This is a genomic window from Blattabacterium cuenoti, from assembly GCF_014251735.1.
In the GTDB taxonomy this organism is placed as follows: Bacteria; Bacteroidota; Bacteroidia; order Flavobacteriales; family Blattabacteriaceae; genus Blattabacterium; species Blattabacterium cuenoti_C.
In genome coordinates, this window is record NZ_CP059197.1 from 51157 (window position 1) to 66662 (window position 15506).

General features: G+C 27.3%; 11 protein-coding genes and 1 pseudogene. 8 read left to right on the forward strand and 4 right to left on the reverse strand.

The window, feature by feature from the left end; genetic code table 11:
- The first annotated feature begins 2 nt into the window (after positions 1-2).
- The 4 genes from H0H60_RS00215 to odhB are packed head-to-tail and all read left to right on the forward strand — an operon-like array spanning position 3 to position 7514.
- A complete protein-coding gene (locus tag H0H60_RS00215) occupies positions 3-779 on the forward strand; it encodes a lysophospholipid acyltransferase family protein (RefSeq protein ID WP_185862729.1) in 777 nt (258 codons plus the stop codon).
- A 3-nt stretch (positions 780-782) separates the two neighbouring features.
- Positions 783-3440 (forward strand): alanine--tRNA ligase, encoded by a 2658-nt coding sequence (alaS, locus tag H0H60_RS00220; protein WP_185862730.1) that lies wholly within the window; start codon positions 783-785, stop codon positions 3438-3440.
- A 51-nt stretch (positions 3441-3491) separates the two neighbouring features.
- On the forward strand, positions 3492-6281 hold the full coding sequence (locus H0H60_RS00225; RefSeq protein ID WP_185862731.1) for a 2-oxoglutarate dehydrogenase E1 component: 2790 nt from the start codon (positions 3492-3494) through the stop codon (positions 6279-6281).
- Between the two features lie 33 nt (positions 6282-6314).
- Entirely contained in the window at positions 6315-7514 is a 1200-nt protein-coding gene (gene odhB / locus H0H60_RS00230) for a 2-oxoglutarate dehydrogenase complex dihydrolipoyllysine-residue succinyltransferase (protein WP_185862732.1), read from the forward strand.
- 65 nt (positions 7515-7579) lie between these two features.
- Here odhB and H0H60_RS00235 read toward each other — a convergent pair whose 3' ends face one another.
- From H0H60_RS00235 to H0H60_RS00245, 3 genes and pseudogenes are all read right to left on the reverse strand, one after another.
- Positions 7580-8134 (reverse strand): hypothetical protein, encoded by a 555-nt coding sequence (locus H0H60_RS00235; RefSeq protein WP_185862733.1) that lies wholly within the window; start codon positions 8132-8134, stop codon positions 7580-7582.
- A gap of 4 nt (positions 8135-8138) precedes the next feature.
- Entirely contained in the window at positions 8139-8804 is a 666-nt protein-coding gene (locus H0H60_RS00240; RefSeq protein ID WP_185862734.1) for an alpha/beta hydrolase, read from the reverse strand.
- A gap of 12 nt (positions 8805-8816) precedes the next feature.
- Positions 8817-9490: pseudogene (locus H0H60_RS00245) on the reverse strand (ABC transporter ATP-binding protein).
- Positions 9491-9594: 104 nt separating this feature from the next.
- On the opposite strand from H0H60_RS00245, the gene sucC reads away from it, so the two are divergent.
- From sucC to H0H60_RS00265, 4 genes are all read left to right on the forward strand, one after another.
- Positions 9595-10824, forward strand: a complete 1230-nt coding sequence (gene sucC, locus H0H60_RS00250; RefSeq protein WP_185862735.1) for an ADP-forming succinate--CoA ligase subunit beta — start codon at positions 9595-9597, stop codon at positions 10822-10824.
- Positions 10825-10830: 6 nt separating this feature from the next.
- Entirely contained in the window at positions 10831-12282 is a 1452-nt protein-coding gene (gene holA, locus H0H60_RS00255) for a DNA polymerase III subunit delta (protein ID WP_185862736.1), read from the forward strand.
- 92 nt (positions 12283-12374) lie between these two features.
- Entirely contained in the window at positions 12375-14513 is a 2139-nt protein-coding gene (locus H0H60_RS00260; protein ID WP_185862737.1) for an ATP-dependent Clp protease ATP-binding subunit, read from the forward strand.
- Positions 14482-15153 carry an endonuclease III domain-containing protein gene (locus H0H60_RS00265; RefSeq protein ID WP_185862738.1) on the forward strand — a complete coding sequence of 224 codons (672 nt, stop codon included), beginning with the start codon at positions 14482-14484 and terminating at the stop codon, positions 15151-15153. The genes H0H60_RS00260 and H0H60_RS00265 overlap by 32 nt, the downstream gene beginning before the upstream one ends.
- Here H0H60_RS00265 and H0H60_RS00270 read toward each other — a convergent pair whose 3' ends face one another.
- Positions 15154-15504, reverse strand: a complete 351-nt coding sequence (locus H0H60_RS00270; protein ID WP_185862739.1) for a DUF3127 domain-containing protein — start codon at positions 15502-15504, stop codon at positions 15154-15156. It lies immediately after the preceding gene.
- Between the last annotated feature and the right edge of the window lie 2 nt (positions 15505-15506).

The following is a 15506-nucleotide window of genomic DNA, read 5'->3' on the forward strand; positions in this document are numbered from 1 at the left end:
ATTTGAAAAAAAAGGGAAGTACTCTATTCAGAGATGCGTTTGGAAATTTACATTTCATAAAACGTTTTTTAATTTTCACTTTTGGTTGTATGTCTTATAACCGTTATAATGGATTTAATCAATTACAATTAAAGGGGACAGAATACATTAAAGATCTTCCTGATAAAAGAGTTCTTTTTGTTTCTAATCATCAAACCTATTTTGCAGATGTTTTTGCCATGTTTCATGTATTTTGCAGTGTCAAAAATGGATTTATAAATACAATAAAAAATCCTATTTATCTTTTAAATCCAAAAGTTAATCTATACTACGTTGCGGCTAAAGAAACCATGAATAAGGGGTTTCTTACAAAATTGTTTACTTATTCAGGGGGCATCACTGTAAAGAGAACATGGAGAGAGGGAAATAAAAAAATAAATAGGTCAGTAGATATATCTGAAATAACTCGTATGGGAAGGGCTTTAGATGATGGATGGTTAATTACTTTTCCTCAAGGAACTACTAAAGCTTTTGCACCTGGACGTAGAGGAATTGTTCATGTTATAAGAAAATTTACCCCTATAGTGGTTCCTATTGTTTTAGATGGATTTCAGAAAGCTTATGATAAAAAAGGAATTAAAATCAAAAAAAAGGGAGTCTTACAGAAAATGATTTTTAAAGCTCCCATAAAATGGGATTTAAAAAATGATACTACTGATATGATTATGGAAAAAATTATGGATGCTATAGAACAATCTCCAAAATATCGAAATAAAACCCAATCAATCACAATCAGATAAACCATGAAATACGAATATATAAGAGATACTTTCCTGGATTTTTTTCAAAAAAAGAAACACAAAATTATTCCTTCTTTTCCTATTTATTTAAAAGACGATCCTACACTTTTCTTTATTAATGCAGGGATGAATCCTTTCAAGGAATATTTTTTAGGACATCAAAAGCCGGAATATACACGAATTGTAAATGTTCAAAAATGTCTTAGAGTTTCTGGAAAACACAATGATTTAGAAAATGTAGGGCATGATAACTATCATCATACTATGTTTGAAATGTTAGGAAATTGGTCTTTTGGAGATTATTCGAGAAAAGAAACCATAGAATGGGCTTGGGAACTTTTAACAAAAGTATATAATATTCCAGAGAATAACCTTTATATATCCATTTTTATTGGAGATGAAAAAGAAGGTTTATCTATGGATCAAGAAACTTTCCAACATTGGAAAGCTTTTATAAATAAAGAAAATATTGTTTTTTTTGGAAAAGAAGAAAATTTTTGGGAAATGGGATCTATAGGTCCTTGTGGTCCTTGTTCTGAGATTCATATAGATCTTCGAAATAAAGAAGAAAAAGAAAAAATACCTGGAAAATATCTGATTAACAAAAAAAACCCTAAGGTTATAGAAATTTGGAACCTTGTTTTTATAGAATTCTATCGAAAGTCAGATGGAACATTAGAAAAACTTTCTACAAAACATGTAGATACGGGAATGGGTTTGGAAAGACTCTGTATGGTCTTACAAGGAAAATTTTCTAGTTATGATACAGATATATTTTTTCCAATAATTAGAGACATAAAAGAATCTTTAGGAGGTATTTATCAAGAAAAATTTAATCAGAATGTATCTATACGTATTGTTGCAGATCATTTAAGAGCCCTTGTTTTTTCTATTTATGATGGACAATTACCATCGAATAATGGAGCTGGCTATGTAATAAGAAGATTATTAAGAAGAGCAGTTATCCATGTTACTCGTTTTTTATGTCAAAAAGAACCTTTTATTTATAAATTTGTGGATTCTTTGGTTATGAGAATGAAAAGTTCTTTTCCTGAATTGGAAAAGAAAAAAGATTACATACAAAATGTTATAAAAGAAGAAGAATCTTCTTTTTTTCAAGTTATTGAAAAAGGTTATGAGAGAATTAAACATATAATCCTAAAAGCCAAAGAAAAAAATCAAAAAATTCTTGATGGAAATAGCATATTTCAATTATATGATACTTATGGATTTCCATTAAAATTATCTAAAATTTTTGCAGAAAAAAATAATTTATCTATCGATGAAAAATCATTTGAAAAAAGATTATTAAAACAAAAAGAAAAATCTCACAAACAAAAGGATATCATCATAAAAAATGACTGGATAAAAATTCATAGCAATCAGTTTTTTAGTGAAAAAAATAATTTTATAGGATATGATTTTCTAGAATGTCATATTCTTATTATTCAATATAGAAAAATAGAGGATAAACTTAATGGAAATCATTATTACGAATTAGTTTTTTCAAAAACACCTTTTTATCCTGAAGGAGGAGGGCAGTTAGGAGATACTGGTTTTATAAAAAATAATCTTGAAAAAATTTTTATTGAACAGACTAAAAAAGAAAATTCTATTATAATACATATTGTTCGAAAACTTCCTGTAGATATTTATTCGCGTTTTCAAGCAGTAGTAAATAAAAATAGAAGAAAAAAAATTGAAAAAAATCATACCGCTACTCATTTATTACATTTTTCTCTGAAAAAAGTTTTAGGAAAACATATTCAACAAAAAGGATCTTATGTAGGAGAGGATTACCTTCGTTTTGACTTTTTACATCCTAATAAAATAACTGTAGAAGAATTATTTCAAATAGAAGAAATGGTTCAAAAATTAATTTTTGAAAATATTCCTCTAGAAGAAAGACGATCTTTTTCTTTGCAAAAAGCAATAGAAAAAGGATATAGTGGAATATTTTACGAAAAATATGAAAAAGAAGTACGTGGTATTACTTTTGGTGATTCTTCTGAATTATGTATTGGAACACATGTCAAGAATACTGGATGTATTCAAGTTTTTTCCATTGTCTCTGAGTTATCTATATCATATGGAATACGAAGAATAAAGGCTTTCACTTACGAAAAAGCTATTCAATATTTGAAGTCTATTCATTTTCAAGATAAATCTTTAAGAAAAATTCTGAATAATCCAGAATCTACAATAAAAAGCATCTTGAGTTTACAAAACAAAAACAAAAAATTAAAAAAAGAACTGGACAAATTCCAATTTCAACAAATAAAAATTTTCAAAAAAGAATATTTGATGAAAGCTATTCAATTGCATTCTATTACATATATATGTGATATTTCTTTTGAAGAAAAGGATTTTGATCTTAATATTTTTAAGAAAATTATTTTAGATTTACGAAACGTAATATCTAATTTATTTATGGTAGTGGGATTTATGAAAGATAAAAAACCAATAGTTTTTATATCTATTTCTGATTATGTTATCAAAAATAAAAACATTCATGCTAACCAAATTATACGTAAAATGTCGGATTTTATTCGTGGAAAATATTGGGGAAAATCTTTTTTTGCGACGGCTATAGGTAGTAATAAAAATGGATTAAGTTTAGTTTTAAAGGAAACCAAAGAATATCTAAAATATTTTAGATAACTTTGATAGATTGTTAAATTGTTTATTAAATTAGCGAAAAATTGTGTATGTATGAGTGATAAATATTCGTTTTTAAATGCCATCCATTTTAAAGATATAGAATCTCTCTATAAAAAATATAAAGAAGATCCTAATTCAGTAGAACCTAGCTGGTGTGCTTTTTTTTATGGATTTGATTTTAACGAAGAAAATTATCAGAATATTCATGAAAAAAAAAACACTTTCAATGCGACTACTATTCCGAGAGAAAAAAACAAAAATAATGTCCTCCAACAGCCATCCATACATACAGAATTTTTAGTTTATAATTTGATTCAAGCTTATAAGAATAGAGGTCATTTTTTTACTAAAACAAATCCCATACGAGAAAGAAGAAAACATTATCCTTCTTTAGATTTAAAAAATTTTGGATTATCTGAAAAAGAGCTTGATCTTCATTTCGAAGCTGGAAAAATAATTGGTATCGGAAAAAATTCCTTAAGGAATATAATTAATCATTTAAAAAATATTTATTGCAATTCAATAGGAATAGAATACATGTACATTTCGGATCCTAAAAAAATTGAATGGATTGAAGAATGGTTTCAAAAAGAAAAATTTGAATTTCCTGCGGAAAAGAAAAAATTTTTTCTGAGAAAATTAAATAAAGCAGTGGCATTTGAAAATTTTGTTCACACTAAATTTGTGGGTCAAAAAAGATTTTCTATTGAAGGAAATGAATCTATATTACCTGCATTGGAAGAAATGATGGAATATACTTCCAATAAATATTTCACCGAAGATTTTGTAATAGGAATGTCCCATAGAGGACGTTTAAACCTTCTTTCTAACTTTTTTCAAAAAAACTATTCTCACATATTCAGCGAGTTTCAGGGAAAAGAATATAAAGAAAAAAGCTTTTCTGGTGATGTTAAGTATCATTTAGGTTTTACAAAAGTTAGAAAAACTCGTCAAGGACGATATATCAAAATGAGTCTAGTTCCAAATCCATCCCATCTAGAATCTGTAGATGCTATTGTAGAAGGAATTACTCGTTCAAAAATAGACATTAACTACAATCAGAATAGTAATTCCGAAAAAATCATCCCAATTCTTATTCATGGAGATGCAGCTTTATCAGGTCAAGGGATTGTTTATGAAGTCATCCAATTATCTAGATTAAAAGGTTATAAAACTGGAGGAACTATTCATATTGTAATTAATAATCAAATTGGTTTCACGACCGATTATACAGAAGGTCGTTCTAGCATCTATTGTACAGATATAGCAAAAATCGTCCTATCTCCCGTTTTGCATGTTAATGCAGATGATATAGAATCTGTTATTCATGCCATTCATTTTGCAATAGATTTTAGAATGCATTATCATGAAGATGTTTTTATAGATTTATTAGGATATAGAAAATATGGACATAATGAAGGTGACGAACCTCGTTTTACTCAACCCAGTTTATATAAAGCTATTTCCAAACATCCGAATTCATATAATTTATATAAAGAAAAATTAGAAAAAGAAGGATTGATTAGTACGGAAGACATCAACAAGATGGAAAAAGAATATGAAGAAATTCTCAATGGAGGATATAATGAAGCAAAAAATATCAAATGGAATATTTTAAACTCTTTTTTAGAAGAAGAATGGAAAAATTTTCCTATTGTATCTAACACAGATGAAATTTTTCAAAAAGTCAATACTCAATTTCCAATTGAAAAGCTTATAAAAATTTCTGAGAATATTTTTACTCTTCCTAAGAATAAAAGATTTTTTAGAAAGACGGAACATCTTTTTAAACAAAGATTAGAAATGATAAAGAAAAATTTGGTAGATTGGAGTATTTCGGAGTTAATAGCTTATGGAACATTATTGTATGAAGGATTTCATATTCGTTTATCAGGAGAAGATGTAGGAAGAGGGACTTTTTCTCAACGTCATGCTATTATAAAAACAGAAGAAGAAGAAGAAATAATTTTGTTGAATCATATTCGTATGGGACAAGGAAAAATGCAAGTGTATAATTCTCCACTTTCCGAATATGGAGTTTTAGGATTTGATTATGGATATGCTATGTATTCCCCTTATACTTTAACTTTATGGGAAGCTCAATTTGGTGATTTTGGAAATGGAGGACAAATTATTATAGATCAATATATCTCCTCTGGAGAAAATAAGTGGAAAATTAGAAATGGAATAGTCATGTTACTTCCTCATGGATATGAAGGACAAGGGCCAGAACATTCCTCTGCACGTGTAGAACGTTATCTACAACTTTGTGCTAATAATAATTTGTTTGTGGTGAATTGTACAACTCCTGCTAATTTTTATCATCTTTTGAGACGACAAATGAAGTCAAATTTTAGAAAACCACTTATAGTTTTTACACCTAAAAGCTTGCTTCGTCATCCGAAATGTATATCAAAAATAGAAGAACTATCTGAAGGAGAATTTCAAGAAATTTTGGATGATCCTTCGGATATGGGAATGGAGGATATTGAAAAAATTACCAAATTGATTTTTTGCTCTGGAAAAATATATTATGATCTTATAAAGAAAAAAGAATTTCTCAAAGATGAAAAAACTGCTATAATTCGTATAGAACAAATATACCCTTTAAAAGAGGATAAAATTCAAGAGTTATTTAATAAATATAAAAACAAGAAAAGCATTTTTTGGGTACAAGAAGAACCAGAAAATATGGGATTATGGAGTTTTATTTTCAGGAAAATAGGAAAAAATATTCCTTTTAAATTAATTGCTCCATCTGAAAGCTCTAGTCCATCTACAGGATCTTATTCCGATTTTTTGAAAATTCAAAATAACCTATTGGAAAAGGCTTTTTTATAGTTGAAAAATTCAAAACAAAAATTTAAATTATCTATGATAATCAAAGTAAAGGTCCCATCTCCAGGAGAATCTATTACAGAGGTAGAAGTGGCATCATGGCTTGTCAAAGATGGAGATTACGTATCTAGAAATCAGGTGATAGCTGAAATAGATTCAGATAAGGCCACTTTAGAAATTTCTGCGGAAGAAAATGGGGTTATTTCCTTAATGGCAGAAAAAGGAAAAAGAATACAAGTTGGGGATATTATATGTATCATAGACACTTCTAAAAAAAAACCCATTTATAACAATAAAAATTCTAAAGAGTTAGATTTTCATGAAAAAAAAATCCCAAAAGAACAGGATATCATAAAAAAAATTCCTTCTCCAGCATCCAAAAAAATATTATCAGAAAAAAATATTTCCATAGAATCTATTCACGGAACTGGTAAACAGGGAAGAATTACAAAAAAAGATTGTCTTCTTGCTGAAGAATGGATAAATCCCAAAACTTCCATGTCTCGTGCAAAAAAAGTTACTCCTCTTTCTTCATTAAGAAGAAAACTATCTGAAAGATTAGTATCTGTAAAAAATCAAACAGCCATGCTGACTACTTTTAATGAAGTGAATATCCAGGAAATTTTTCTTATAAGGAAAAAATATAAAGATATGTTTAAGGATAAACATGGAGTGAATTTAGGTTTTATGTCTTTTTTTACTCTCTCTTGTGTAAGAGCATTAAAATTATATCCAGATGTCAATGCTATGATTAGTGGATCAGAAAAGATTAATTTTGAATATTATGATATTAGTATTGCTATATCTGGACCTAAAGGACTAATGGTTCCTGTTGTTAGAAACGCTGAAAATCTATCATTTCGTGGAATAGAACAGGAAATTCATAGATTATCTACACGTGTTCGTGACGGTAAAATTACTATAGATGAAATGACAGGTGGAACTTTTACCATTACTAATGGCGGAGTATTTGGATCTATGCTTTCTACTCCAATAATAAATCCACCACAAAGTGCTATTTTAGGAATTCATAAAATAGTGGAAAGACCTGTAGTTATTAATGGATCAATAGAAATACGTCCTATAATGTATCTAGCTTTATCTTATGATCACAGAATCATTGATGGAAGAGAATCTGTTGGATTTTTAGTTTCTGTAAAAGAAACAATAGAAAATCCAATAAAATTTTTAATGGAAGGAAGTGAAAATAACATTCGTAAAATATTAGAATTATAAAAAAGAATAAAGAAAATAGGAATAATGTTTTCCTTATTCTTTTTTTTATTATTTTCATGAAAATTTCAAAAATTTTTTCTGAGAAAAGGGTTCTGTCTATTCCCTAGATTCATTTTTTTCATTTGTATTTTTATGATCTGAATCTGTTCATGTAATAAACCATGAACATCCGTCTTTTTTACCTCTAATAATAATAATTCAGCTTTTTTTTTATTTCCTTTTGATAAAGAAGCTATAGCTATATTTAATTTAGCTATGGCTATATTTTGTTTAAATTTTAATCCTAGATCTAGAGCTTTTTGCATGTAGTTTTCTGATTGATGTATATTGGATTCTGAATATAGGATTCCATGAAGAAAATAGTAATAAGCTAGTTGATTTTTAACTAATTGTAACTTTGGATCTCTTATATATCCCAAATACTTTTTTAAACCTTTCATATCTTTTTTTTTTATTTTAAAAAAGGCTAATAACAAAAATTCATTCATGAAAAGAAAAAAAACAGGAATAAAACTTAATAATAACAGAATTATTCCATAGAAATAATTTTTATGCAAAAAAAAATAAATACTGCCTATCATCATCATCAAGAATAAAACTATTTTTGTATATTTTTTCATGAGTTTAATGTGTTTTAATCCAGTTAATTAAATCCTGATAATTAGAATTGCATAAAACATGTCCAGAATCATATTCTTTATAGTCTAAAGAAAGTATTTGACGATTCTTAAGAAAAGACAAACCTTTTTTTACCCATTGGATAGGAATAATAGTATCATATTTTCCATGAGAAATAAAAAATTTTAAATCTGCATAAGAATCTTTGCAGATTTTTTCTTGATCTATTGATAAAAGATTTTCATCGAAATAGCCACTTAAAGCTATAACCCTTTTTACTTGACTAGGTTTTTTTAAAGCAATAGCATAACTCAAAATAGCTCCTTGACTAAATCCACATAACCATACATTATTTTTGTTTAATTTATATTCTTTAATGGATTCATCTATAAAAACAGATATTTTTTCAATTGTCTCTTTCGCCTGTGAGATATTTATAAATTTTTTTTGATCTTGAAAATCAATATCATACCATGAATATTTTTCTTTGTTCATGGCATATATTCCTTGAATACTAATTATAAAAAATTTTTCTGGAATATCCTTATGCAAGGAAAAAAGATCCTTTTCATTACTTCCATATCCGTGAATCATTAAAAAAAGAGGAGGATAATTTTTTTTATTTCTTGGTTTTTTTATAATATGTTTAATAGAAAATTTATTTAAGAGCATTTTTTTTTATTTTTATTGAATCTTATTTACTTTTCCATTTTTTATTTTTAGTTTTTCATCTGCCATATCAGCTAATTGAAGATTATGTGTGACAATTAAAAATGTTTGTTTTAATTCTTCTCTTAGAGAGAAGAATAGATCATGTAGATATTTAGCATTTTTAAAATCTAGATTTCCGGAAGGCTCGTCCGCAAAAATAACTTTAGGATCATTAATTAATGCTCTGGCTACTGCTAATCTTTGTTTTTGACCTCCAGACAATTCATCAGGTTTTGAATTTTCGTATGGAGAAAGATGCAATTTTTTTAATAATATTTTCGCTTTTTTTTTACATGATCTCTATCTTTGATTTTTATAAATCTTGGCAAACAAACATTTTCTAATGCGGTGAATTCAGGAAGAAGTTGAGGAGATTGAAAAACAAAACCTATTTTTTCATTTCTAATAATGGAAAGTTTTTGTTCCGATAGGGAAAGGACATTTTCTCCATCTATTTTTAAAACAGTCTTTTCCTTTTTTTTAAAAGTAGGTTTTTCCAAAGTTCCCAATATATGCAATAATGTACTTTTTCCAGATCCAGATTCTCCTAATATGCATACGATATTTCCTTTTTTTACTCTAAGATTGACTCCTATCAAAATTTCTTTTTTTCCAAAAGATTTGTAAATGTTTTCAGCTTGAACCATAAAGTTTTATATAAATTTAAAAAATATTCTCATCAAGAAACTAAAAAAAACGTTTCAAAAATAAACGAATTTTAGTTTAAATTTACTTGTAAAAACTGTTTTGAATGAATTTACATGAATTCCAAGGTAGGGAAATATTAAGATCTTTTTCTGTTAATATTCCTGATGGAGTTGTCGTTACTACTCCAGAAGAAGCAGTTGAAGCTGCAAAAGTCATCTTCAAAAAAACAAATAAAACTTCTTTAGTCATTAAAGCACAAATACATGCAGGTGGTCGCGGAAAAGGAGGAGGAATACAAATAGCCAAATCTTTGGAAGAAGTATATGAAAAATCAAAAAATCTTTTAGGAAAGTATTTGATTACTCCACAAACTTCAAAAAAAGGGAAATTCGTTCGCAAAATTCTCATTTCTGAAGATATCTATTCTAATTCTAGTAAGATGAGGATAACAATGAAAAATTGTTTTTTTTCTCCCAAAGAATACTATTTATCGATATTAATGAACCGTGATATAGAAAAAAATGTAATTCTATATTCTAAAGAAGGAGGAATGGAGATAGAAGATATATCTAAAAAACATCCAGATAAAATCTTTATAGAAGAAATAGATCCATTTTTTGGTTTACAATTATTTCAAGTTAGAAAAATTGGATATAATCTAGGATTCAATGAGGAAGTTATAAAATATTTCAAACATTTTTTAATTTCTTTATACAAAGCTTATTTGTCTTGTGATGCATTATTATTGGAGATTAATCCTTTAATTAAAACTTTTGATCATCAAATTGTAGCAGTAGACATAAAGATGGTTTTGGATGATAATGCTTTATTTCGTCAGAAAAAATATGCGAGTTTTCGTGATCAACAAGAAGAAGATCCTGTTGAAATAGAAGCTTTTGAAGCAAAATTAAATTTTTTAAAATTAGAAGGAAATGTAGGATGTATGGTAAATGGAGCTGGATTAGCTATGGCTACCATGGATATGATTAAATCTTGTGGAGGAAATCCAGCTAATTTTTTAGACATAGGGGGATCTGCTGATAAAGATCGTGTTGAAAAAGCTTTTCGAATTATATTGAAAGATCCATCTGTACAGGCGATATTAATAAATATTTTTGGAGGAATTGTCCGTTGTGATACGGTCGCAGAGGGAATTATTAATTCATATCATAACATTGATCATAAAATCAAAATTCCGGTGATTGTTCGTTTACAAGGAACTAATGAGTTGGTTGCAAAAAAAAGACTTGAAAATAGTCAATTACCTATTTATTTCACATCCACTTTAAAAGAGGCAGCTGATAGAATAAAAAAAATTTTAATGATTAGATAATATTATATGGATAAATTTTTTTCATACATTGTATGGAGTATAAAATATAGGCCTGTCAAATGGAATGAAGTTATTGGACAAATGGATATTACAACCATTTTAAAAAATTCCATAGAAAAAAATCGTTTGTCTCAAATTTTATTATTTTTGGGACCTAGAGGAGTAGGAAAAAACACCTGTGCACGAATTTTGGCTAATGAATTAAATTCTTTTTCAAATATTTTTGAAATAAGTGGATTTTTGAATCATTCAGTGGAATCTATATGTAAAACAATCCATAAAATTCGTTCATATCCAAAAAACGGAAAATATAATATTCTTATTATAAATGATTTTCACTTCATCCCTCAAGATTCTTTTAATATAATTTTGAAAATTATAGAAAAACCTCCTTCACATGTATTATTGATTTTCTGTACAACAGAAAAAAATAAAATTTTTTCTATTATTTCACGTTGTCAAGTCTATGAATTTAGACATATTTCTTTAAGAGATATTTTTTTTTACTTAAAAAAAATAGCGAAAAAAGAACGTATAGAAATAGATAATGAGGCTTTGTTTATTATTTCAAAAAATGGGAATGGTTCACTTAGTGAAGCGCTTAATACTTTCGAGAAACTTACATTTTATGACCAAAAAAAAATTTCTAGAGAATTAGTTATGGAAAAATTAGGAATTCTGGATACTGGTTACTATTTTAAAATAATTGATTATTTATTGAATCAAAAAATATCTCATGTCTTAATTTTATTAGATAAAATTTTTCAATCCGGAGTAAGTTCTATTAATTTCATAGGTGGATTAACTAAACATTTTAGAGATCTATTGTTATCGAAAAATACTGAAACTTTATTCCTTTTAAAATTAAAAAAGAAAACTATACAATTTTATATACAACAGTCCAGAAAAATATGTTCTTCTTTTTTAATTAATGCTTTGAAAATTTGTCGTCAGATGGAAAAAGAATCTATAATATATAATAATTCTAGATTAACAATAGAAATATATCTGATACAATTAGCCAATTGTCTATGTACTTATCCTAAAGATTCTGATGAGAATCATGAAAAAAAAGTTCAATATTTACAAGAAAACTGGATAAATTTCATCCAAAAATTTTCTGAAAAAATTCATCCTACTTATTTAAATTCACTCAAACATGAAATACAATTTCATATTGATAAAAATCAAATACTTCTAGTCATTCCATCCCAATTAGAAACTCGTAATTTTTCTTTTATACAAACACATTTTATAAAATATTTCAGAAATAAATTTCCACATTTAGAATTAAAAATTCTAGTAAAAGAAAAAGATTTGGAAAATTTTCCAATAGAACAATACAATTCTTTATCCAGAAAGAATAAGTGTGTAGATAAATTAATAGAAAGATTAAATTTGAAAATTTTATCTTCTATTCCAACTAAATTTTACGATAAAAAAATATCCTTATCGTAAGTAAACATTGGAGGAATTATCCGTTTATTTATTTGTACAAATGAAAGAGATCATTTATCTTCTTAGATAAACATTTTTAATGATTTTAATTTATGATTCATAATTGGTTATCCTTTTTTACAAATGAAAAAAAATATTTCTTTTTCTTAAAAAGAAGAATTTTTTTTTCTTCTGCTTATTCAGATGAAGATATTGAAAATGATAGTTCCACATCTTATGGATCTGGTGGAAGTGGAGCGGGATCTAGTTATTATGGAGGTGCTTCAATAAGAAGTAAAACACCAGTATTAGATAATTTTGGAAGAGATCTAAATGCCATAGCTATTCAAGGAAAATTAGATCCTGTAGTGGGTAGAGACAAAGAAGTAGAAAGGGTATCTCAAATACTGAGTAGAAGAAAAAAAAATAATCCCCTTCTCATAGGAGAACCAGGAGTTGGAAAGTCTGCTATAGCTGAAGGATTAGCATTACGTATTGTACAAAGGAAAGTATCTAGAGTTTTATATAATAAAAGAGTAGTTGTTTTAGATTTGGCTAGTCTAGTAGCCGGAACTAAATATAGGGGGCAATTTGAGGAAAGGATGAAAGCAATCATAAATGAATCCGAGAAAAATACAGATTTAATTCTTTTTATCGATGAAATTCATACTATGATTGGAGCTGGAGGGACAACAGGTTCATTAGATGCTTCTAATATATTCAAACCTGCTTTGGCTAGGGGAGATATTCAATGTATTGGAGCTACTACATTAAATGAATATAGACAATATATAGAAAAAGATGGAGCATTAGAACGTAGATTTCAAAAAATTATCGTACAACCCTCTTCGGAAGAAGAAACTATTGAAATTTTGAAAAAAATAAAAGGAAGATATGAAAGTCATCATAATGTGATTTATACAGAAGAAGCAATAAAGGCTTGTGTTCATTTAACTGGACGATATATTGTAGATCGTTATTTTCCTGATAAAGCTATTGATGCATTAGATGAGGCAGGATCTCGTGTACACATTAAAAATATTAAAGTTCCACAAGAAATAGTCCTTCTAGAAAAAGAATTGGAAAATATTCGTGAAGAAAAATCTCAAGTAGTTAAAAGTCAAAAATATGAAGAAGCTGCACGTCTCCGTGATACGGAAAAACGTATAGAAAAACAATTAATACAAGCACAAAAAGTTTGGGAAGAGTCTTCTAAAGAAAATAGAGAAACAGTTTCTGAAGAAAACGTAGAAGAAGTCGTCTCCATGATGAGCGGAGTTCCGGTGAATAGAATAGCTCAAGCTGAAATGAAAAAGTTGAATAAAATGATAGATATTCTAAAAGAAAAAATAATCGGACAAGATGAAGCTGTGGAAAAAATAGTGAAAGCAGTTCAAAGAAATAGAACAGGATTAAAAGATCCTAATTGTCCTATAGGATCTTTCATTTTTTTAGGACAAACAGGTGTAGGGAAAACTTATTTAGCAAAAGTTTTTGCTAAGGAATTATTTGATTCAGAAGAATCATTAGTACGTATAGATATGAGTGAATATATGGAAAAATTTTCTGTTTCAAGATTAATAGGAGCCCCTCCTGGCTATGTCGGTTACGAAGAAGGAGGACAACTAACAGAAATTATACGTCGTAGGCCTTATTCTGTCATTTTACTAGATGAAATAGAAAAAGCACATCCTGAAGTATTTAATGTCCTATTACAAATGTTGGATTATGGATGTGTAACAGATAGTCTTGGAAGAAAAGTAAACTTTAAAAATACCGTAATCATTTTTACCTCAAATACAGAAATACAAAAATTAAAAGAATTTGGTCAGGAGATTGGTTTTTATACTCAGGCTAGAAAATCGAATAATTATAAAAACATTTTAGAACATGCTTTGAAACGTACTTTTTCTCCAGAATTTTTAAATAGAATAGATGATATTATCCTTTTTCATTCTTTAAAACCAGAGCATATATCTAAAATAACTCATATAGAATTAGAAAAAATAAATACTCATATATCTAATTTAGGATATCAATTAATATTGCTTCCTGAAGTAAAACATTTTATTGAAAAAAAAGGGTTTGATAAAGAATATGGAGCTCGTCCATTAAAAAGAGTTATAGAAAAATTCATAAAAAATCCTATATCGGAATGTATCATTAGTGAAACCTTAAAAAAAGGAGATCAAATTACATTGAAAATGAATGAAAAAAAAGATGGGGTACAAGTTTTTATTCAAAAATCATAGAATCAAATTTCATGTTAAAAAAAAAATAAAAATTATCACAGATATTTTAAATTTTATTTATCCTAATCCAATTAGTTCCTTATACTACACTAATGAATTTACTTTGCTTATAGCAATTATATTAACTTCAAGAAGTCAGGAAAAAAAAGTGAACCAAATAACAAAACTTTTATTTAAAAAAATTCAAAAACCTCAAGATGTTATTCAATTGTCTGTGAATGATATTCAAAATTATATAAAATATATTGGACTTTATAACAGAAAATCCAAAAATATTTATGATTTATCCATTATTTTAATAAAAAAATATAATGGAATTATTCCAAAAAATATTTTCGAATTAGAATCTTTACCAGGTGTCGGACATAAAACGGCCTCTGTTTTTATGTCTCATGTATCAGAAGTCCCTGTATTTCCTATAGATACTCATATTCATCGAATGATGTTTCGATGGAAACTAAGTAACGGAAAAAATATAAAACAAACAGAAAAAGACGCCAAACATTTTTTTTCGAAGAAAAATTGGAAAAAATTACACCTTCAAATCATTTCTTACGGAAAAGAATATTCTCCATCTCGAGGATGGAATCCTAAAAAAGATATTATCTATCAAAAACTCGTCAACAATAATCTAATATAATTAAAAAGGTAAATCATCAAAATCATCTGAAGATGAAGATAAAGATGGAGATACAGATGTTTTATTTCCTATAGAATGCTGAATTTCTTCAATTTTCCATCCTTGAATAGAATTAAAATATTTGATAGTTCCTTCTGGATTAGTCCATTCTCTTCCACGAATATTGATAAAAACTTTGATTTTATCCTCTGGTCTTATAGATCCTAATAAATCCACTTTATCTTGAATAAATTCTATCAATATATTTTGAGGATACGGTTCTTCCGTAGTAAGAACCATTTCTCTTTTTCTAAATCCACTATTAAACTTTTGAATATCAAATAATTTCTTAACTCTTCCTATTATTTCCATGT